Source organism: Comamonas aquatilis (genome assembly GCF_965139575.1).
GTDB classification, from domain to species: domain Bacteria; phylum Pseudomonadota; class Gammaproteobacteria; order Burkholderiales; family Burkholderiaceae_C; genus Comamonas; species Comamonas aquatilis.
In genome coordinates, this window is sequence record NZ_CBCSIW010000018.1 from 32,381 (window position 1) to 52,501 (window position 20,121).

General features: G+C 55.0%; 16 protein-coding genes and 2 pseudogenes. 3 read left to right on the forward strand and 15 right to left on the reverse strand.

Annotated features, from left to right (window positions below; translation table 11 throughout):
* Positions 1 to 58: 58 nt before the first annotated feature.
* The 15 genes and pseudogenes from ACNAZA_RS17510 to mhpA form a co-directional block, all read right to left on the reverse strand.
* Entirely contained in the window at positions 59 to 1,222 is a 1,164-nt protein-coding gene (locus ACNAZA_RS17510) for a pyridoxal phosphate-dependent aminotransferase (RefSeq protein WP_415797812.1), read from the reverse strand.
* Between the two features lie 144 nt (positions 1,223 to 1,366).
* Positions 1,367 to 1,687: pseudogene (locus ACNAZA_RS17515) on the reverse strand (transposase); the annotation flags it as partial.
* Positions 1,688 to 1,746: 59 nt separating this feature from the next.
* A complete protein-coding gene (locus ACNAZA_RS17520; protein ID WP_415797813.1) occupies positions 1,747 to 2,196 on the reverse strand; it encodes a hypothetical protein in 450 nt (149 codons plus the stop codon).
* Complete coding sequence (locus ACNAZA_RS17525) at positions 2,168 to 4,231, reverse strand: site-specific integrase (RefSeq protein WP_415797814.1); 2,064 nt, start codon at positions 4,229 to 4,231, stop codon at positions 2,168 to 2,170. The genes ACNAZA_RS17520 and ACNAZA_RS17525 overlap by 29 nt, the downstream gene beginning before the upstream one ends.
* Positions 4,232 to 4,235: 4 nt before the next feature.
* Positions 4,236 to 5,957, reverse strand: a complete 1,722-nt coding sequence (locus tag ACNAZA_RS17530) for a site-specific integrase (protein WP_415797815.1) — start codon at positions 5,955 to 5,957, stop codon at positions 4,236 to 4,238.
* 218 nt (positions 5,958 to 6,175) lie between these two features.
* Positions 6,176 to 7,272, reverse strand: a protein-coding gene (locus ACNAZA_RS17535; protein ID WP_415797816.1) for an IS3 family transposase whose coding sequence is annotated in 2 segments (ribosomal slippage) — positions 6,176 to 7,017 and positions 7,017 to 7,272 — 1,098 coding nt in all. Because the reading frame shifts where the segments join, the coding sequence is not laid out codon by codon here.
* 63 nt (positions 7,273 to 7,335) lie between these two features.
* A pseudogene (locus tag ACNAZA_RS17540) lies at positions 7,336 to 7,677 on the reverse strand (transposase); the annotation flags it as partial.
* A gap of 111 nt (positions 7,678 to 7,788) precedes the next feature.
* Positions 7,789 to 8,649, reverse strand: coding sequence for an alpha/beta fold hydrolase (locus ACNAZA_RS17545; RefSeq protein WP_415797817.1), 861 nt, complete (start codon positions 8,647 to 8,649; stop codon positions 7,789 to 7,791).
* 115 nt (positions 8,650 to 8,764) lie between these two features.
* A complete protein-coding gene (gene dmpG / locus ACNAZA_RS17550) occupies positions 8,765 to 9,799 on the reverse strand; it encodes a 4-hydroxy-2-oxovalerate aldolase (protein WP_415797818.1) in 1,035 nt (344 codons plus the stop codon).
* An 11-nt stretch (positions 9,800 to 9,810) separates the two neighbouring features.
* Positions 9,811 to 10,761 (reverse strand): acetaldehyde dehydrogenase (acetylating), encoded by a 951-nt coding sequence (locus tag ACNAZA_RS17555; protein ID WP_415797819.1) that lies wholly within the window; start codon positions 10,759 to 10,761, stop codon positions 9,811 to 9,813.
* Positions 10,762 to 10,783: 22 nt separating this feature from the next.
* Complete coding sequence (locus ACNAZA_RS17560; RefSeq protein ID WP_415797820.1) at positions 10,784 to 11,761, reverse strand: Bug family tripartite tricarboxylate transporter substrate binding protein; 978 nt, start codon at positions 11,759 to 11,761, stop codon at positions 10,784 to 10,786.
* 19 nt (positions 11,762 to 11,780) lie between these two features.
* A complete protein-coding gene (locus ACNAZA_RS17565; protein ID WP_415797821.1) occupies positions 11,781 to 12,767 on the reverse strand; it encodes a Bug family tripartite tricarboxylate transporter substrate binding protein in 987 nt (328 codons plus the stop codon).
* Between the two features lie 100 nt (positions 12,768 to 12,867).
* A complete protein-coding gene (gene mhpD / locus ACNAZA_RS17570) occupies positions 12,868 to 13,677 on the reverse strand; it encodes a 2-keto-4-pentenoate hydratase (RefSeq protein ID WP_415797822.1) in 810 nt (269 codons plus the stop codon).
* Entirely contained in the window at positions 13,674 to 14,645 is a 972-nt protein-coding gene (locus tag ACNAZA_RS17575; RefSeq protein WP_415797823.1) for a 3-carboxyethylcatechol 2,3-dioxygenase, read from the reverse strand. Before ACNAZA_RS17575 ends, mhpD begins: the two co-directional genes overlap by 4 nt.
* Positions 14,642 to 16,429 (reverse strand): bifunctional 3-(3-hydroxy-phenyl)propionate/3-hydroxycinnamic acid hydroxylase MhpA, encoded by a 1,788-nt coding sequence (gene mhpA / locus ACNAZA_RS17580; RefSeq protein ID WP_415797824.1) that lies wholly within the window; start codon positions 16,427 to 16,429, stop codon positions 14,642 to 14,644. The genes ACNAZA_RS17575 and mhpA overlap by 4 nt, the downstream gene beginning before the upstream one ends.
* A 235-nt stretch (positions 16,430 to 16,664) precedes the next feature.
* Here mhpA and ACNAZA_RS17585 point away from each other — a divergent pair, with 235 nt between their 5' ends.
* From ACNAZA_RS17585 to ACNAZA_RS17595, 3 genes are all read left to right on the forward strand, one after another.
* Positions 16,665 to 17,486, forward strand: a complete 822-nt coding sequence (locus ACNAZA_RS17585; protein ID WP_415797825.1) for a DNA-binding transcriptional regulator — start codon at positions 16,665 to 16,667, stop codon at positions 17,484 to 17,486.
* 202 nt (positions 17,487 to 17,688) lie between these two features.
* A complete protein-coding gene (locus ACNAZA_RS17590) occupies positions 17,689 to 18,960 on the forward strand; it encodes an acyl-CoA dehydrogenase family protein (RefSeq protein ID WP_415797826.1) in 1,272 nt (423 codons plus the stop codon).
* A gap of 162 nt (positions 18,961 to 19,122) precedes the next feature.
* Positions 19,123 to 20,100, forward strand: a complete 978-nt coding sequence (locus tag ACNAZA_RS17595; protein ID WP_415797827.1) for a flavin reductase — start codon at positions 19,123 to 19,125, stop codon at positions 20,098 to 20,100.
* Positions 20,101 to 20,121 lie beyond the last annotated feature (21 nt).

Sequence of the window (20,121 nt, forward strand, 5' to 3'; positions counted from 1 at the left end):
TTCTTTTCATACAAAATGCGGCCGGCGGTGCAGGTCCCATAGAGCCGACTCACCCCGATTACAACTTTGCCAGCCTCGAAAGCGCGCTGGCAAGTGTTTCGTCTCGCTTGGCGAAGCAGAATCGGATCACGCGCTGATCAAATCCGCTGCCGTAAAAAGCCGAGACTGGAATAGCAGCGACTCCTATTTCGCTCGTAAGCCATTTGCAGAAGTCCGCCTCGCTAAGGTCGCTAACTTCGGAAATATCCACGCATTGGAAGTACGTCCCCTCACTTGGCAGTGCCCGCAGTCTCGTTTTAGCTAGTCCCGCGCGGAACAAGTCACGCTTTCGTTGGTAAAAAGCGGGCAAATCCAAATAGGGTTTGGGGTCAACCATATAGGCAGCCAGGCCGTGCTGCACTGGCGTATTTACAGAAAAAACGTTGAATTGGTGTACTTTTCGGAACTCAGCAGTCAACGACGCTGGGGCCGCGACATATCCAATCTTCCAACCTGTAACGTGGTACGTTTTTCCGAAGCTGCTGACAATGAAACTGCGTGCGGCCAGACCTGCAAAGCACGCTGCGGATTTGTGCGACTTGCCGTCGTAGACTATGTGCTCATACACCTCGTCGCTGATGACGACGATGTCCGTCGGGTCCAGCAACTCCTGCAGCTGAAGCATTTCCGTGCGCGTCCAGACTATTCCGCTTGGATTGTGCGGCGAGTTAACTATGATCGCCCGCGTGTTGGGTGTAATGGCTGTGGCAATCTTGTTGAAGTCTGGGCGGAAGCTACCGGGCGTGAGCGGTACACGCACCACCACTCCGCCGGCTAGTTCAATATTGGGCACGTAACTGTCGTAGCAGGGCTCAAGCACGATAACCTCGTCGCCTGGATGCACGGTGGCCAGTATTGCGGTAAGTATGGCTTGCGTAGCGCCCGCAGTAATGGTGATCTCGCTGTTAGAGTCGTAGCGATGTCCATAGAGTGCGTCGATCTTCATCGCAATCGCCTCGCGCAACGCAGGCACACCTGTCATGGGCGGATACTGGTTTAGTCCACGTTTCATTGCGTCGGCAACGGTATCCACCAGGCGTGAGTCGCCTTCGAAATCTGGGAAGCCTTGGCCCAGGTTGACGGCGCCGTTCTCGGCAGCAAGGGCCGACATGACAGTGAAGATGGTTGTGCCAACGTTGGGCAGGTTCGACTCAATTTTCGGTGTCTTTGGAATGAAACTCATAGCTATATGCAATCTAAACCCTACTAAGTTTACTTGAGCGGGCAATCTCATCTTTAGGCCGAAAAAGTCACCAACGCTTGGGCAACAGAGATGGACCCGGTCGTTTGAACAACTAAGTCTGGTTGCTAGGCGAGATCCTCGGGGCTATGCCGCCTGCAATTGTGTAAATGGCAATGCTGCAAAGTACGCCTCATCAGGGGTGGCTTGGTTATGAGCCTGATGGGGTCGCTGTGAATTGTAGAACTCCAAGTATTGGGCAATCCCGCAGCGTGCGGCACGCACGCTGTCATAGGCTTTGAGGTAGATTTCTTCATACCGCCATAGGCGCTCCGCGAAGAGGTTGTCACGCCAAGCGCCTTTGCTATCCATAGAGATGCGAATGCCGTGGCGCTTGAGTTCTGCCGTGAAGGTGTCGCTCGTAAATTGGCTGCCCTGGTCGGTGTTGAAGATGGAAGGTGTTCCCCAGCCGGCAATGTCTACTTGCCTAGGGGCAGTCCAAAGATAGGCCAGGGATGTCTACCTGCCTAGGGGCAGTCCAGTCTGCTAGGCAGTGACAAGCGTTGAGCGGTCGGCATGAAGGTCTCAAGCTTCGCAGTTGCATCAGCTAGTTTGCGAGTGAGTTCAACAATTTGCGCATTGGCGCATAGCAGCTGACTGGCCAATTGATCCCTCTGCAGATCACTGGAGATCTTTGCCTGACGAATAGATCTGTTATTTCTCCGCTTTTTTAACACCTCTTGGCGATTCGAAGGAGGGTGCTCATCCTTATGAGCGTCAACGTAGGCCTGAATCTCGTTGATCAGTTCTGGGTATCGAGACTTTCGCAATGCAGACGGGTCGCAGCCCGCCTCTTTTGCGACGTTGTTCTGGCTGACCAATGCACCGGCTGATAGTGTGCGCGGCAGTCCGGACTTCAAGCGGGCGAATGCCTCTCGAAATCGATCCTCAGCGCTCTGGTTGGTGGATGACGTCATAGTAGTTTTCCGTCGACCTCTTCTCCGCTTGCAAGGAGTTGTGGCGTGGCGAGTTTGCAGGAGTAGTCTGCAGCCGATTATTCAAATCCTGTTCATATTGCAAGATCTTCTTCTCTTGCTCTTTGTCGTAAAGAACATCCATACAAGGCGTCCCGGTATCTCCACCGCCGCAGTGAGCAATGGATTCTATGCCGCCGTATGTACACGCACTCCGTTTCATACAAAACCCAAGACGGATCTGACGTGCAGAAATCTCTCCCTTTCGACCAGCAGATTCCAGCTTCTTGCTGTCCGATTCACTTATGAGGGCGACGATTTGCAGTTTTCTTGATTCCCCGTGAGGGGACACAAAGCGAGGTGAAACGATGTTAGCCAGCTCTCTGGCCAGCGCCTCGTACATTGTGCGCAGGTAGACACCTCGAGTTTCAGGATCCAAACTCAAGCGGGCATAGTTGTGACCGTAGTACAAAGTCATTGCCCGTGACAGGTGCTTGAGCTGATGCTGTAGAGAAGACTCGGATACCATCCCAGAGGAGAGCATATTGACGGCACTTGTTCGCCGCAATTGGTGAAATGCTAGCGGCCAAACCAGGCCCACCGCGAACTCCGATTCGTTCAGGCTTGGCTCGATCAAGCGGGCAGTCTGCAAATCCTGCTCGGTTATCTTGAGTACTTCTCGATCAAATAGATGAGGGAATTTTCCCAAATACACGGCGTAGGATTGGTAGCTTTGACGAATTTGCTTTCGGGCCTTGCCTCTTCCTCCGTCGTTTGACCAGGGCTCATGTGCGGGTCCTAACAAAAAGGGATTCGTGATTTCTTCTTCTGATAGATCAAGTAATGGGTTGTGGCGTGCGCAGAGCATGCGTAAACGTGCAATGACTGACATGACACTGACCGCAACCGAGGTGCTGGAGCTTACTGGCCAACGAGCATCTGAATCGGGATCCGTCTTGGTAGTCTCGCCGCGGAGCATGTAGACGTCACCAAGCTTTTCATCTTTTTCGACTAACAGGCAATCGGCACGTAGGTTCCAGGCCTCATTGACTCGCATTAGAGAAAAATTTAAGAGGTATTTCAGTCCGACTAGCGATGCTAATGAAAGAAATTGGGTAAGGCGAACGATGCCCAGAGTTCGCCGACCATCGTCCTTTCCAAGCCAACGGTCGAACAATTCGCCAAGGCCGAATCTGGCTTCTGTAAATGCGAAAGGACCATGAATTACGAGGCCCTTTCGGATTCCATTGACTCTCGTAACTTCTGGGTCTTGAAAAGGAAGCACGGTTGTCTTGCCCTTCTTTGTAAAGGCGGAAGAATGGGAACCAAAGTTATGTGCGTAGGCTTCCCATGCGAAGCCAAAGCACTCCTCGATCTGCTGCCTATGCTCTAAGAAATCATCAAGAAATGATCGCAGTCGAGTCACTTGATAGGCCCAGATACGTGGCGGAATATAGGGGGTTTGCTCTTTCGAGTGTATCGGCGTCGCCGCAACCAAGCGGGAGATGCCTTCACGATCAAGCAGAACGAAGCCCAAAGAGTCTCTGGCGTCATAAAGATCGTGCAGCAGACCTATGACGTAGGAGTATTTGGAGGAAGGAATACGTGCCGCAATCTGATCCACAACAGTAGGAAAACGCATTAGTTCGCTAGCGCATATCCCTTCCTGGGAACACAACACCATGATGGAACGAAGGGGGTCATAGGCATTCTTAATGCTTCCAATGGTTCTTGCTCCGCGGGGTCCCCAAATTCGCCAAGTCATTAACAGGCGCAATAAGTCAGCGTTATCTCGTGCGATGGGCGCAGTTTTAGACTTTCCGCCATCGCCAAAATTGAGCTGTTTCGCTCGGCCGCTTTGACCGCTCCAGCTGCGCAAAGGCCAAATAGAGTCTTTGTAATAGCAGACAGGGTGCCCTTGCGAGTCAAGCACAGGTGCCCAATCGGGCGGAGGCGGCCAATTGGGCGGACGGAAATTGGCCGCTGATGGCGAAACCACGGGCGAAACGATTTTTAAGCTCAAGTTTTCTAGTTGCATGAAGCTACGCTCCTGTGTAGGTTTCAATTCGGTTCGCCCAATCTGGGTGAAAAAATCCTTCCTCAATTCGTGTCAGCCCTTCCTCGACCCACTGCAATCTGACCTCGCTTGAATTCTTAAAAAAGCGCAGTTTTTCAGTGATACGGTCGATTGCTAACCCCGCTGGATGTGGTGGGACAACTCCATTGAGCCTTACCTTCGGACGAACTGTCGCATGCTCTTGGGTCTTCAGATAGCGGAAGCTGCACAGACTCCATACGTGATCGAAACTGTCGATGTCTCTCTGATGCTCACACCACAGGCATCCGGCAGGGGTGATGCAATCTGGTGTCGTTGCTTCACGTGGAATGTCCGCGAGCGGTTTAGGCCCCGCTCCGACGCAAATGCCAGGTGATGGAGGCGCGATGGCGGGGTCGTGGCTATGCCAAAAACGAGTCACTTCAGTCATCGCCACCTGGAGACTAGGTTCCGCGTAGACCTGCAACAGCGTTTCTTTGGTGTGCTGGTCCAGTTCGGCCGTCAGATCGGCATCACGCGAGCGCCGGAGCAGCCAATTTACGCGCGTCTTGCGCAGCGCTTGAGGTGCGATGAATCGCAAATTCAACTTCTCACAAGCAGCTTGTATCTTGTTAAATGTGGGTGGTGTGGAGACATGACGCGAGCGCCGGATCAGCGGAAACAATAGGCCATCACGGTCATTTGGGAAGACCGCGTTGCGCCATTGGAGGTAGTGTTCAAACATCTCCCTGTAGTGAGAAAAAATTTCAAACAACACCGGTCCATTTCGCCGCTGCTTGTAGCTTCGCACTTGGTATCCATCGGTGGAGCTGGTGTAGCTGTATTGATCCATCCGTAGCTGGTGAGCTTGGGACAAATTCATTCCAGTCTGCGCGATGAAGACCAGCAATTCAGCTTCAATACGAAGATTGACTATCAAGTATCGGGTTTTAAGTGTCCGATCTGCCTCATGCTTGGCATGGTGAGCGGCCTTAACTCTTTCTTGGGACTTCCGGCTGGCTGAATCCGCCTCGAGTGGGTGGGGCCATTCCCGCCGACCGGGCATGGAATACTCAAGGAGAGTTTGCCCAGTGCGCAAGTGAATTCGAACAGGCAAAGGCCCCCAAAGCGCATTCAGATCCAAACCCCTGCAGATATCCAACAGAGCGGCGCCAAAAGAGAATGCATGTTCAAGATTCTGCTTGTCGGCCCCTGTCCCGATCGCACTCTTTGGATTAGGTGGACTTCTTAAACTCGATTGAAGCAAGATTGGTTTGCGTCGCTCAAGAATCTGGTCCAAATAGCGGCCCAACCTGGAAGCGGTCACATATGCACTGTGCTCTGAGAGGTTCCTAACCGTTCTTACACGATGAAATAGATAGTCAGTCCAGACAAGATAAGTAGTTTCTATATCCTGAAGTCTGAAAGACATTTCACGCTCCTCCATCCATCGGAAGAATTGTTTAATCGTGTTAAGGACGACTTGTTCTGAAAACTTACTGGCCCCTCCAGTTATATTTCCTTGAATGACGCCATGTAATCCTACAAGCAGAGGGAGGCGCTCTAGGTGCGCTGGTCCCAACTCTCCTGCAGTGATTATTGCGCCTACCAAGTTAGCTCTTATCGCCGCCCCACCTTTGTACAGTAGCGGAAACAAAGTCCAGGGCGTCTCTTTGTCACCGTACGGAACACCTGTGAACGTCAGTGGTGGTATTTCGATGTCACTCATCCGGTAATCTTTCCGCAATTCCAGCGCGCTGAGAAGTAGAGACTCTCACAGGAGAATCTGTACCATGAAGAAATGTTAATCCCCCATAGACCCCGCACTGAGAAGTAAAGCTATGCGGCCATGGCCAGCCGCTGTTTAGGGGGATGCCGCCCAATGCCATGTTTGGGCGCTCATGGTTGTAGCGCCACATCTGAAGCATCCTCGCTTTCCTGCGCCACTTAAAAGTAGAGGTTGGGGAAACGTTTGACACGATACGCGACCGGCGGAATCCGGCCCAGCGATTCATGTGGACGATGGTGGTTATAGCGATGCAGCCAGTCCTCGGTCATCGAGCGCACTTCCTGCAGCGATTCAAAGACATAGCAGTCGAGCACCTCCGTGCGATAGGTTCTGTTGAAACGTTCTGCGTAAGCATTCTGCGTCGGCTTACCCGGCTGAATGTGGCGCAGCTCTACGCCTTTGCGCTGTGCCCATTGCTTTAAAGCCTGGGCGATGAACTCTGGTCCATTGTCCAGGCGAATGGACTGCGGCGTCCCACGGACCTCAGCGAGTTCCTCCAAGGCACGTACAACCCGAGCGGCGGGCAAGCTGGTGTCAATCTCGATACGCAGGCATTCCCGGTTGAATTCGTCAATGACATTGAATGTTCTGAAGCGCCGTCCTGACCACAGGGCATCGGACATGAAGTCGCAGCTCCAGCCCTGGTTTGGCTGGGTAGCAGCTTCCAAGGGCTGCTTGATGCGCTGCGGCAAACGCTTCTTGCCTCGCTTGGGCAGGTTCAGTTTGAGCTGGCAATACACGCGCCAGAGCACAGTCTTGCCCCAGGGCTGTTCTTGATAGCAGGCGCTGGCGTAAAGCAGCCAAAACCCGTGGCGAGGATTCAATGCCACGTATCCTTGGATGAAGTCGATTACCCCGGAGTCGTCACAGACCACCCGTGCATATCGCCGCGTTGAGCGAGCCAGGCCCGCAGCTTGGCAAGCTCTGCGCTGGCTCAGGCAATGCTCGCTCATGAGCGCATGCACGACGGACTGCCGACGCTCCGGGGTCAGAGCTTTCGCTCGACAACATCCTTCAGTGCATGGTGCACGAGCGCCAAATCGGCATACATGCGCTTGAGCCTGGCGTTCTCTTCCTGCAACTGCCGCATCTGGGCCAGATGGGGCACGGACATCCCTGAATACTGGCTCTTCCACTTGTAGTACGTGGCATCGCTGATGCCATGTTTGCGGCAGGTGTCACCGACTTTGGCGCCGAGCTCGACCTCTTTGAGGATGCCGACGATTTGCGCTTCACTGAATCTGGATTTCTTCATGCAGAGACCTCCGTGGGGTGGATTCTCTACTTTGGAGTGGAGCGAAGATTCGAGGAGGCTTCAGGCCAGCTTGTGTGACTCCAGCAAATGGCGGAAACGCAAGATGGTGCTCTCGTTGGGTACAGGACTGTCCCATGACAAGCCAACGAAGTCCCGAAACAAAGGCATGTCATGCAGCGCTTCTTCCATGGCCGGGTCACTGAGGTTGAACCACTGCTGCATGAAGTGAATGCGCAGCAGCATCTCAACAGGAAACGGTGGCCGTCCCTTACGCCCTTCAGGTGCATAGGGTGCAATCAAGCCCACCAACTCTTGCCATGGCACAACCTGCTGCATCTGCTCCAGGAATTCGCGTTTGTGTGTTTTTTTGGTGGAAAGGTTCAGGCCGAGATCAAATTGCTGCATGGGCCGGGATGCTGCCGCTCCTGGCACGCATGTGCAAGCACATGCGTTGAAGATTTATGCAAAGGATCCCTAGGAACCCCACAATTTGGGACAACATCAGTCCACTTACGCTCAGGAAGCGAGAAATTGGCGGACCATAAGATTAAAGGAATCAGCATGTTCCCACTGAGCCCAATGCCCGCACTGGTTGAAAACATGTAACTCGGCATTCGGAATACCCCAGATCAAACGAAGACCAATGTCCAGCGGCACAAAGCGGTCATCTCGGCCCCAGATGACCAAGGTCTTTGCCTTAATTTCGTGCAGACGCGGGCTGTAGTCACTGAACTGTTTGGGATTGATCTGAGCGCTTTTGACGAAATTCTCCAGATGGTCACGGCGGGCCAGAATGTTGTTCAGGCGCTGCTGGTACAACTCTTCGGTCAGGCTGCTGGTGTCGTACACAAACACACTCATCATGCGTTTGATGTTCTCCACGTTGGGGTCGCGGTACAACGCGCCGATCAGCTTGATGCCTTCGGTGGGCATGGGCACAAAGTTGCTGGGGCCGCCCGTGCCGCCACCCATCAAGATGAGCTTGCCCACCATGTCGGGGTTGGCCAGTGCAAAGCCCACGGCACTGTGACCGCCCATGGAGTTGCCAATGATGTGAACCTTGCCAATGCCCAGACCATCAAGCACGGCTTTTAAGCAGCGCGCATTCAGGTCGGAGCGTGAGCCGGTGCTGATGATGGTGTCGCTTTTGCTCCAGCCTGGGCAGTCCAGCAAGATGATGCGGTAGCCTGCAGCCACCAGCGGGTCAATGTTGCGGTGGAAGTTGGCCCAGCCGCTAGCGCCGGGGCCGGAGCCGTGCAGCATGACCACTACTTTCTCGCCTTGCCCGACGTCGTTGTAGTGGAGCTTCAGGGGCTTACCGTCTTCGGTGATGGTGATGAAGTGGCTGGTGGATTCTTCGGTGATGGGGGTGCTCATGCCTGAAATTCCTTAAGAGGGCAGCGCCTTGAGAAAGGGGCTGCACAAAGTTGAAAGTGCCTTAAGGCACTTGAAGTGCATCGCATGGCACGGCCACCGTGCCATGCGCACCGTTTTAAGCCGCTACAGCTGCGCCGCGCTGGCGGAGCAAATCAAGAGCCACGTCCACAATCATGTCCTCCTGACCACCCACCATGCGGCGCTTGCCCAGCTCCACCAGAATGTCTACGGCCTTCAAGTTGTACTTGGCTGCTGCCACTTCGGCATGGCGCAGGAACGAGCTGTACACACCGGCGTAACCCAAAGCCAGTGTTTCGCGGTCTACGCGTACTGGGCGGTCTTGCAAGGGACGAACGATATCGTCGGCCGCATCCATGAGTTTGTACAAATCGGTGCCGTGGTTCCATCCCATGCGCTCGGCAGCGGCAATGAAGACTTCCAGAGGCGCATTGCCTGCACCGGCGCCCATGCCGGCCAAGCTTGCATCCACACGGTCGCAACCTTCTTCGATAGCCACGATGGAGTTGGCCACACCCAAGCTCAGGTTGTGGTGGGCGTGCATGCCGGTTTGTGTTTCCGGCTTTAAAACCTCCTTGAAGGCGCGGAAACGGTCACGCACGTCTTGCATGCCCAAGGCACCACCCGAGTCCACCACGTAGCAGACGGTGGCGCCGTAGCTTTCCATCAGTTTGGCTTGTTGGGCCAGACCTTGGGGGGTCTGCATGTGGCTCATCATCAAAAAGCCCACGGCTTCCATGCCCAGATGGCGGGCGTATTCGATGTGTTGGCGCGAAACGTCGGCTTCGGTGCAGTGAGTGGCTACTCGCACCACGCGCACGCCGGCGTCGTAGGCGGCTTTCAGGTCATGGACGGTACCGATGCCGGGTAGCAGCAAGGTGGTGATCTTGGCGTGCTTGACAACGCTGGCAACCGCTTCAATCCACTCCAGATCGGTGTGTGCCCCAAAGCCGTAGTTAAAGCTGGAGCCTTGCAGGCCGTCGCCGTGGGCCACTTCAATGGAGTCCACCTTGGCATCATCCAAGGCCTTGGCGATTTGCTTGACTTGCTCGACGCTGTACTGGTGACGAATGGCATGGCTGCCATCGCGCAGGGTGACGTCGGAGATGTAGATTTTCTTGTTCGCGTTCATGGCGGTCTTCCTCAAGCAGTAGCCAGTGTGGCGGCCAGCATGCGGGCGGCCATGTGTTCAGCGGTGCGCAGACCTGCGCTGGTCATGATGTCCAGATTGCCAGCGTAGGCGGGCAAGTAATGGGCAGCGCCTTCCACTTCCAAGAACACCGAGGTCTTCAGACCCGTTAAGGCATTGCCCACGCCAGGGATGCGGATGGGCGTGTCGATGTGGTCAAACTGCACCTTTTGCTTCAAATGGTAGCCGGGTACATAGGACTGCACGTCTGCTGCCATGCGCTCCACCGATTCGGCAATTGCATCTTGGTCCGCAAAGTCGCTCAAGGTGTAGACGGTGTCGCGCATGATCAGTGGCGGCTCGGCCGGGTTCATGATGATGATAGCCTTGCCCTTGGTCGCACCGCCCACCACTTCAATGGCTTTAGAGGTGGTTTCGGTGAACTCATCGATATTGGCGCGGGTGCCTGGGCCTGCGCTCTTGCTGGCAATGGAGGCAACGATTTCGCCGTAATGCACCTTTGCCACACGCGAGACAGCTGCCACCATGGGGATGGTGGCCTGACCGCCGCAAGTGACCATGTTCACGTTCAGCGCGTCCAGGTGCGCTAGGCCGTTGACCACGGGAATGCAATAAGGACCGATGGCCGCAGGCGTCAGATCGATCATGCGAATGCCGGGCTTGAGACCCCGCAAAAAGGCATCGTTCTTTACATGAGCACCTGCTGAGGTGGCATCAAAGACGAAGTCGATGTCGGCAAACTGGGGCATGCGCGTGAGACCTTCCACGCCTTCGTGGGTCACGGCCACACCCATGCGGGCAGCGCGAGCCAGGCCATCGGAGGCAGGGTCAATGCCAACCATGGCACCCATTTCGATGTTCTGGCCGTGGCGCAGAATCTTGATCATCAGATCTGTGCCGATGTTGCCGCTGCCGATGATGGCAGCCTTGAGTTTGCGGGTCATAGCAATTGCTTTCCAGAAAAAATCAGTTGATTGAGGCGCCGCTGGCCTTGACTAGCGGTGTCCAGCGAAATATTTCGCTGCGAATGAATTGCTTGAACTGTTCAGGTGTCTGAGGTATTGCCTGAATGCCTTGTGATGCAAAGCGCTGTCGTATGCTCGGCTCGTTGAGCGCAGCAACCAAGGCTCTGTTCAACACCTGTACAGCAGAAGCGGGAGTGCCTGCCCGTACAGCCGCACCAAACCAAACGCCAGCATCAACGCCGGAAATGCCCAGCTCCTTGAGCGTGGGCACATTGGGCAGCTGTGGTGCGCGTACGTCAGCTGCAATGGCTAGGGCGCGCATTTTCTTTCCCGCAATCAGCGCTTCGGTTGAGCTGATGGGGTCAAACATGAAATCCACCCTATCCGTCATGACGTCCTGCAATGCCGCCATAGAGCCTTTGTAGGCTACATGTTCCATAACGCCACCAGTGCGGCTGCGGAAAAGCTCACCGAGCAGGTGACCAATAGAGCCAAGGCCTTGTGAAGCAAAGATCAAGCCCGCCTTTTTGCTCTTGGCCAGCGCGACGAGATCGGCCACATTTTTAATCGGGCTGTTTTCGCCGACGACCAAAACCAGCGGTGAAGTGACCAGTGCAGTAACCGGATCAAAGTCTTTAACCGGATCGTAGGAAAAGGTACGAAACAAAGTTTGATTGATCGCAAACATGGCTGTACCAGCGACATACATGGTGTGCCCATCGGCGGGCTGTTGTTTCACGTAGGAGGCAGCAATCTGCCCACCGCCCCCGGGCTTGTTTTCTATCACTACAGGTTTACCCAGTTGCTGGGCGACATGCTGGCCTAGCAGTCGGGCCATGGTGTCGCTGATACCACCAGCGGCGAATGGCAGCACAAGGGTGATAGGGCGAGAGGGAAAGTGCTGGCTGAAAGACAGGTTTGCCCAGCCTGATGCTGTAAAAACCAAAGCTGTTTGAAGTGCTGTGCGACGGTCGAACATGCGTTGTTTCCTGTCTGCGTTAATCGATAGAGGCGCCGCTGGCTTTGATCAGCGGTGCCCAGCGAGTCAGTTCGGACTGAATGAAAGTGCCGAACTGCGCAGGTGTTGAAGGAAAGGGCTGCATGCCTTGATCGGCAAAGCGCTTGAGCACTTCTGGATCTTTCATGGCTTTGAGCAGCGCTTCGTTGAGACGGTTGACAGCTGTCGCGGGTGTGCCTGCCTTGGCGACGGCACCAAACCACACGCCAGCATTCACACCGGCAATACCCAGCTCGTTGAGTGTGGGGACATCGGGCATTTGCGAGGCGCGTTTGTCAGCTGCAATGGCCAGCGGCTTGAGTTTTTTGCCTGCAATCAAAGGCGCCGTGCTGATGACAGGATCGAACATAAAGTCCACCTGCCCGCTCATCACATCTTGCAGCGCCGGGGCTGAGCCCTTGTATGCCACATGGTTGAAGGTGCCGCCTGTCTTGCCTCGGAAGGTTTCACCCAGTAGATGGCCAATGGATCCCATGCCTTGCGATGCAAAGTTCAGGCCGTCCTTACGGATCTTGGCTTGCTTTACCACATCGCTGACGCTGCTCATGGGGCTGTTGGCACCAACGACCAGCACCAGGGGAGATGAAATCAGCGACGTGATAGGCGTGAAGTCTTTGAGTGGGTCATACGAGAAGTTGCGGAACAACGTGGGGTTGATCGCAAACATTTCGGTGGCTGCCACATAGATGGTGTGGCCGTCAGCTGGTTGTTGGCGCACAAAAGCGGCTGCAATCTGGCCGCCACCGCCAGGCTTGTTGTCCACCACAACAGGCTTGCCTAGTTGCTCACTTACCTTCAGCGCCAGAATGCGGGCAATGGCATCCGTGATGCCGCCGGCGGGAAAAGGCACGACCATCGTCAGCGGACGGCTGGGAAAGTTTGGGGCTGTGGCTTGTGCCCAGACAGGCGTAGCGGTTGCTACTAGGGTGAAGGCCGTCAGGCTCAGCAGGTTACGTCGATTCCACATCCGATTGTCTCCGTTGGTGTTGTGTCGTTTGCAGGGGTAGAAAAGCGAAAAATCAGACAGCTTGATGGGCGTGCTGGCTATGACCAGTCTGTGAGCGCGTTTAGGCCTGTCCGAATTGGGCGCGGACCGAACCGACGCCACTGATATGTGCCTCAAAGCGATCTCCTGCTTGCACAGGAACCATGGGGCCGAGGGCGCCGGTGAGAACCAGATCACCTGCACGCAGGGGCTGGCCTAGCTGTGCCAGTTTGCGGGCAAGCCAGACAGCAGCATTCAGCGGGTGGCCCAGACAGGCAGCCCCAGAGCCGGTGGAGGCCACCTCGCCGTTACGCTCCATGCGCATGTCGCACAGCTTCAGGTCGAGTGCATTCAAGCGGGTGGGTACAGCGCCTAGAACAACCAGACCACTGGAGGCGTTGTCGGCCACGGTGTCGATGAAGCGAATATTCCAGTTGGCAATGCGGCTGCCCACGATTTCGATGGCCGGAAGCACGTAGTCAGTGGCGTTGATGATGTCGACCAGAGTCGCATCCTTCAAGTTCAGATCGCGCGCGAGCACAAGAGCCACTTCGGCTTCCACTTTGGGTTGCAGTGTGCGTGACAGGGGAACAATTTCGTCGTCGCCATACACCATGTCAGCAAACAAAGTGCCGAAATCAGGCTGATCAACCCCTAACTGCTTTTGCACGGCGAGCGATGTCAGGCCAATCTTGCGGCCGACAATACGGCGACCTTGCGCTTGCGCATGCTGGACATTGGCAAGCTGCACAGCGTAGGCGGTTTCGTTGTCACTGATATCGTCGCGCAGTGGCGCGATCGGAGTGGAGGTTGCCTCGGCTTGGCGAAGACGTTCAGCCCAGCGGGCGATTTGGAGGGTGGATTCAGACATGGTGCTCTCGTGTTCGTTCATTGCTGGGTGTGCATTAGCATCAGTCCGTAGCCCGCTATCAGTGCAGGAATGGCGCGGTAGGCCCGCACAGGGCAGGGCAGTTTGGTGTTCAACGGCAGGGCACTGCGTGCGACCAGCCAGGTTTTGGACTCGTGGGCAGAGTTGCCGGCTTCCTGGGCAATCGAGTCTTCGCTCATGGCGCAGAGGTCTGTCAGCTCGCCGCTAGCTAGCGCTTCCATCCATTGCAAGTCCCATTGAGGGTTGAGCGGCTTCATCCAGTCTTCACCATGAGCCAGAGCCATGCCCGCTGCTTTGACGCGCTCGGTCTTGGCATCGCGCTCCTGCAATGTCGGTATCTGCTTAATCGTGATGCGTTCGCGCACAGCGGGGTCGGGGTGCTGCAGCGTAGGCACGGGTGGTTCGTGTGACAAGCCGCCGGAGCCGATCAGCAAGGTGCGCTGCGGCAAGGTATCCAGAAAATTACCAATCGCTTTGCCCAGATCAACGCAACGACTCAGGCGTGCGATGGTGGGTTGGGCTACCGCATTGAGGAAGATTGGAATCACTGGTGGTGTTTTGAGGTCATCTCCCCATAAAACCTGAAGCGCTTGGGAGAACCCATGATCGACCTGCATGCGTCTAGACACGGCCATATCAAAATGCGAATCCATCAAGTGTTCAGCCAAGGCGATGGCGGTATCACTGGGGACATTCAATGGGCCAGCGGGAGACAAGTAGTCTCCGACGGCCGTTACATCGCTACCAATACAGAAGGTAGGCATGAGCTCATTGAAAAAGCCGTTGTAGTGATCAGGGCCAATCAAGATGATGAGCTCGGGATCAAAAGCATGAACGGCTGCCTTCGCCTGTGCCACTGCATTGTCCAGGGCGGTCTGATCTTCGGCACTGATGGGGTTGAGTCCCAGCAGGGGCGAATGAGACATACCCAAAAATGCGCGTTGGGCATTTTGGAGTGTGACTTGCATCATGCAAATGCCTCTTGAGTGGAGGGCAGTTGGGCATGCAGCGCACCTGCGAGTTGTCGCGTAACGCTGGAAACTTCTTGAGGTGATGCAAGCGCAGCGACAAAACGATCTGGACGCACGAAAACGATGGATTTGTTTTGTGCGCCAAACCAGTCTTTGATACGGCCTTGTGCGTCGCCAATGGTCAAAACACCTTCACGAGTGGGTGAAGAGTGCTGCATTTGCCCAACTGGCATGACACGGATAAAGCGTGCACCAAGGCTTTTCCAGAAGGAAAGGGTCGCTTCATCCATACCATAGCTTGGATCAGTGCCCCAGGCAATGATGGCAAAGTTCAGGCCAATCAGGTCATCCAGACGTACCGTTTCGCCGTCAGGTGTCGAGACTTTGGGCTGAATAAACATTCGCCCGATAGGACTGGGTTGTGGGGCCTCCAAGCCATGAACCAAGCGGCCAAACAGAGATTCCTTTTTTTCAGCCATCAGACCAAGCAGACGGCTGAATGGCGTATCGCCAGAGCGATTCAGCAGGCCGGCCAGAGGCGTTTTGTGACCTTGATTCTGCGTAGCAGTCTGGTGAAGCACCACACCTTGCTCATAGCGCGGCATGGGTTTGAAGCGCATTTCTGCAAAGTATTGCTTCACGGGGGGCACCGCATTCAGTGCGAGCATCAAAGTGTCGCGCACCTTTGCCGCCGTGTGGCTTTCTGGGGCAAAGATGTCACCCGCAACTTCAGACAGGTGAATCATGCTGCGTGCGTGGCTGCGACGCTCTTGCTCGTAGCTGTCGAGCAAGGAGGGACCTGCTTGGCCTTTGACGACCATTGCCATTTTCCAAGCCAGATTGCTGGCGTCACGCATGCCGCTGTTGTAGCCCTGACCTTGCCAGACGGGCATGATGTGCGCGGCATCACCGGCGAGCAAAACACGATTCACGCGAAACTGGTTGGCTAAACGTGCGTTGTGGGTGTATACGCGCTTTCGGATGTAGTCCACCTTATCAGGGTCTGCCACCACTTTGCGCATGAGTTGGGCCAGGTTTTCGGGTTTGGAAAGTTCTTCCTCCGTCTCGCCGGGCATCACCATGAATTCAAAGCGGCGAATGCCATGGGGAAGGGCTGCGGACACATAAGGGCGTTCAGGGTCGCAGTGCATACCGACATGCGGTGTACCCAATGGGTCATTGCGCACATCAACCACAATCCATTGGTTGGGCTTAGTGCGACCTTCAAATCCGACATTCAGCGTTCTGCGGATCAAACTGTTGCCGCCATCACAGGCCACCATGTATTTGGCCCGCAATATGCGCTGCTGACCGCTGGAGTCTTTGATCTCTGCACTCACGCCGGAGTCGTTTTGCGAGAACTGCTGCAACTCCTGGCCCAGCAGCACTTGTACTTGAGGAAAGCGCTGAAGCCCTTGGTAGAGGATGGCATCGACCTGGGGCTGAATAAAGGCATTGCGGCGTGACCAGCCAAATTCGTCAGTACGTGGCTCGATAGAGGCAAAGCACTGGCCTGATGCGGTGTAAAAACGCATCCAGTGATCAGGCGTGATGTGGGCCTGAACTTTTTCGGCCAAACCTGCGGCCTGAAGAGTGCGCAGAGATTCGTCGTCAATGCCAATAGCGCGGGGATAGTCGATGATGCTGTCGAGTTTTTCCAGCACGAGTACGCTGACACCAGCGAGTCCCAAGGTGTTGGCCAAGGTCAGTCCCACTGGCCCCGCTCCAACAATCAAAACATCACACTCATTGATTTCAACTGGTCGTTGATCTTTGGCATTCATTCCTGTGTCTCCAATGTCGCTTCAGCGCGAATTTCCCGCTGTTTTGATCATTCTCAACACCCGTGCCAAAATTCAGAACTGCGTGCACGTGGTGCACATAAAGCTTGGTGAATACCCTCGAAGCGTTAGCTCAGTAGAGAGCGTACATACCTCTGATCTCTTAGATGCGCGCTTTGCTACGTGATGGCTTAGGTACGGATATGGCCGAGATTCCCCACAAAAACATTTCATCAATATGCAATCTTCCAATCTCGGGACGATCAACAACGACTACAAAGATGTCCGCAGTCTTTCTCGTGGCCTTGCGTTATTGCAGGCACTCAATCGCGCTCCTGGAGGCATGGCCACGACGACGTCATTGGCTCAAAGTTGCAATATTCACAGAACAACGGTGAAACGTCTTCTGGAGACATTGCGCACAGATGGCTATGTTCGCAAAGGAGAGAAAGAGGGCCAGTACTATTTGACTTTTGCGGTGCGTGGCCTGAGTGAAGGTTTTGTGGATGACGACTGGGTGGAGAAAATTGCATTACCACTCATGCGTGCAGCCATACCGGATTTGCTTTGGCCTTGTGATTTGGGGACTCTGGAAGGCGGTTTCATGGTGGTGCGTGAGAGTACGCATCGCTTCAGTCTTCTGTCCCAGCACCGGGGGAAAATAGGCGAAAAACTGCCATTGTTTTTTACGGCAATGGGGCGTGCTTATTTGTCAGCCTGCTCTACCGCTGAGCGAGAAGGACTGCTCACACTGCTTGCACAACGAGCTGATGACGTGGGGGTGATGGCACGTGATACGGGTACGGTAGAGCAATTGATTGCGGAAACACGTTCTCGGGGCTATGCCATCAACGATGGTGACTGGGATAGAGAAGACGCGTTTGCGGCCATTGCCGTCCCGGTGACTTGCGGGCGCCAGTTGCTCGGAGGGGTTAACCTGGTGTTTCCCAAAGCCTCTGTCAGCGTGGCAGACATAGAAAATCGTTACTTTCCTCGTTTAAAGCGCCTGGCTCAGCGTATTGGCAAGGATATTCAGCCATGGATGAGTAATCGCGAGTAGCAAAGCGTCATTGAAGTCCACGCCAGTCATGTTTGAGGCAGTCTTGCAATCTGCCAAGTGTCCGGTAATGCTGGATGGCGTGGTTTGGGCAGTTGGGGACTTGCATGATCTGACGTCATGGAAGCCCTGAAAAAGGTCGTTTTGGTTTTGTAGTCATCGCTTCTACATTTCTTCCTAAGCACTCATCAACAAGGAAGAAACCATGTCCGTGACCGTCGAAATTGAATCCAAGCAATGCAACAGCCCTGCACAGCTGCGCGCCATGGCTGCTACGCAAGATTGGAGCGATTACCGCGCTCGTGCCTATAAGGCAGGCGGCGAATTTGTGAAGGCTGTAGAAGCCGTCACACCGGAGATCAAGTCTTTGCGCCATGAATCCGAGCGCGATGGCAAGGTGAGCCAGCGCACAGGTGACTTGATGGTGCAAGCGGGCGTGTTCCGCACCTTCACGCCATTGCAGTACGGCGGCTTGGAAGCCGATCCCGCATCGTTTTTTGAAGGCGTTATGAAAATTGCCGAAGCAGATAGCGCCGCCGCATGGATTGCCGGGCAACTGAATTGCCACTCTTTTGAAATTGCTTTGATGAACGAGCGTATGCAAGAAGAGTTCTGGGGCGACAACCCCGACACCCGTGCCTCTAGCTCTTATGCGCCTATCGGCAAACTCCGAGCAGTGGAGGGGGGTTATGAGCTCAACGGCACCTGGACATTCTCCAGCGGCGTGGACCACGCTCAATGGGTGATTCTGGGCGGTGGCGACAAGAACTTTGTGGTTCCCGTGACCGACTTGGAAGTCGACCACAGCAGCTGGAATGTGGAAGGCTTGAAGGGCACGGGCAGCAAGTCGCTCACACTGCGCGAGGTGTTTGTGCCCGAGTACCGCGTGCACCATTTGCGCGATACCTACGAAGACAACAACGCTGGCTGGTTGCTCAACAACCGTCCGCTTTACTGGCTGTCGTTCATGGGCATCTTCAACTCCACAGCTACCAATACTGTAATTGGCACGGCCAGCTACGGTCTGCAGTACTTTATGGAACAAGCCAAGGTGCGCTTGACACGTCAAGGCACGGGCGCACCCATTGCCAATAATCCGTTTTTGCACCTGAAGTTGGCAGACACGCTGACCAAGGTCAACGGTGTGCGCAACCGTCACCTGAGCAACTGGAGTGCGCTGTTTGATCTGGCTTGCAAGGGCAAAGAAGGTACGCCGCTGGAGCGCATGCGTGTGCGCTTTGAATCGGCGGATGCCAATGCCACTTGTTTTGATGCAATTCATGAAATCTGGCCGATTGCCGGTGCAGCGGCCTCGGCACAAAACAACGATTTGCAGCAGGTTTATCGTGATTTGATGGCAGCCCGCAACCACGGGTCGGCGGGTCGTGAAATGGCGGCAAGTCTGTATATCAAGACCATGTTTGGCATGGAGCCAGCACCCTTCAGCGACATGGGAACGCTGGCCTACTACAAGTAATTTCAGACAAGGCACTCAAAGCTTTCCCATTCTTTGACTTCAAGCCCCCTGCAGCGCTGGCTCTTTCAAAGCCAATGCTGGACTGGGTGGGGCTGAAGATTTCCTTGAACAAGCACCTCGGCCTGCCTTGATGGGCCGGGCGTTGCAGATCCAGATCACGCCATGAACACCGCACCTTTACTCAATACTGCACCTGCTGTACAGCCCGTGGAAGAGGGTCAACCTCAAGACGATGCGCGGGCATTTCGCCGTTGCCTGGGTCAATTTGCCACGGGTATTGCGATCATCACTACAGAATTTGAGGGTCAGCCGGTGGGCATGGCTGTCAACTCTTTTGCTGCGGTATCGCTCGATCCTGCGCTGGTGCTGTGGTCCATTCGCAAAGAGTCCAGTAGTGCGGCGGCCTTTTTGGGTGCGCAAAAATATGCGGTGAACATTTTGGAAGAAGAGCAGACCGAAGTGTCCCGCATCTTTGGTGCGGGACGCGCAGACAAGTTTGAGCAAGTGCGCTGGGCAAGCGGTGTACATGGCTGTCCCTTGATTTCTCCGGCTATTGGGCATTTTGAATGCGCGCTGGAGCATGTGGCCGATGGGGGTGATCATCATATTTTGATTGGCCGCGTGTTGCGATTTTCCCGCTTTGATGGTCGTCCTCTGCTGTTCACGCAAGGGCAGTATGCCGTGGCGCAAAGTCATCCCTCGCTCCTGGCACCTGCCGCAGAGCAAACGCCTGTGCCCAAGCAAGACTCGTCTGAGATGCCGTTGCTGTCGCTGCTCAAATCCACGGCGCAAAAGCTCTCTGGCCAGTTTGAGGAGCATCGTGAAGCTTTGGGTATGACGCTGGCCACCAGCCGCATGTTGAATGCTTTGGGTGATGGCATTAGCACTCTCGATGGGTTGGAACGTGCCACCTATTTGGGACAAACCTCCACCGAAGATGCGCTGAACGAGATGCTGGCCAATGGCTATGTGACGCATGCAGACGCTTCAGGCGAGTACACGTTGACCGCCAGCGGCCGAAGCAAAGTGGAGGCTTTGCGCCAGCGCGCTATGGACTTCACTTTGCAAAAGCTCAAAGGTCTGACGGCCCAAGAGATTGCAACGGCCAAAAAAGTGATGGATTCGTTGCAGGCCCACTGATTGCGCGCTACACGGTATCCA

Bases quoted from the DNA above. Each gene is read 5' to 3' on its own strand.
- ACNAZA_RS17530 (WP_415797815.1), bottom strand. From the start codon at position 5,957: ATGAGTGACATCGAAATACCACCACTGACGTTCACAGGTGTTCCGTAC.
- ACNAZA_RS17565 (WP_415797821.1), bottom strand. From the start codon at position 12,767: ATGTGGAATCGACGTAACCTGCTGAGCCTGACGGCCTTCACCCTAGTA.
- dmpG (WP_415797818.1), bottom strand. From the start codon at position 9,799: ATGAACGCGAACAAGAAAATCTACATCTCCGACGTCACCCTGCGCGAT.
- ACNAZA_RS17585 (WP_415797825.1), top strand. From the start codon at position 16,665: ATGCAATCTTCCAATCTCGGGACGATCAACAACGACTACAAAGATGTC.
- ACNAZA_RS17525 (WP_415797814.1), bottom strand. From the start codon at position 4,231: ATGCAACTAGAAAACTTGAGCTTAAAAATCGTTTCGCCCGTGGTTTCG.
- ACNAZA_RS17545 (WP_415797817.1), bottom strand. From the start codon at position 8,649: ATGAGCACCCCCATCACCGAAGAATCCACCAGCCACTTCATCACCATC.
- ACNAZA_RS17590 (WP_415797826.1), top strand. From the start codon at position 17,689: ATGTCCGTGACCGTCGAAATTGAATCCAAGCAATGCAACAGCCCTGCA.
- mhpD (WP_415797822.1), bottom strand. From the start codon at position 13,677: ATGAACGAACACGAGAGCACCATGTCTGAATCCACCCTCCAAATCGCC.
- ACNAZA_RS17575 (WP_415797823.1), bottom strand. From the start codon at position 14,645: ATGATGCAAGTCACACTCCAAAATGCCCAACGCGCATTTTTGGGTATG.
- ACNAZA_RS17560 (WP_415797820.1), bottom strand. From the start codon at position 11,761: ATGTTCGACCGTCGCACAGCACTTCAAACAGCTTTGGTTTTTACAGCA.
- ACNAZA_RS17510 (WP_415797812.1), bottom strand. From the start codon at position 1,222: ATGAGTTTCATTCCAAAGACACCGAAAATTGAGTCGAACCTGCCCAAC.
- ACNAZA_RS17520 (WP_415797813.1), bottom strand. From the start codon at position 2,196: ATGACGTCATCCACCAACCAGAGCGCTGAGGATCGATTTCGAGAGGCA.
- ACNAZA_RS17555 (WP_415797819.1), bottom strand. From the start codon at position 10,761: ATGACCCGCAAACTCAAGGCTGCCATCATCGGCAGCGGCAACATCGGC.
- mhpA (WP_415797824.1), bottom strand. From the start codon at position 16,429: ATGAATGCCAAAGATCAACGACCAGTTGAAATCAATGAGTGTGATGTT.
- ACNAZA_RS17595 (WP_415797827.1), top strand. From the start codon at position 19,123: ATGAACACCGCACCTTTACTCAATACTGCACCTGCTGTACAGCCCGTG.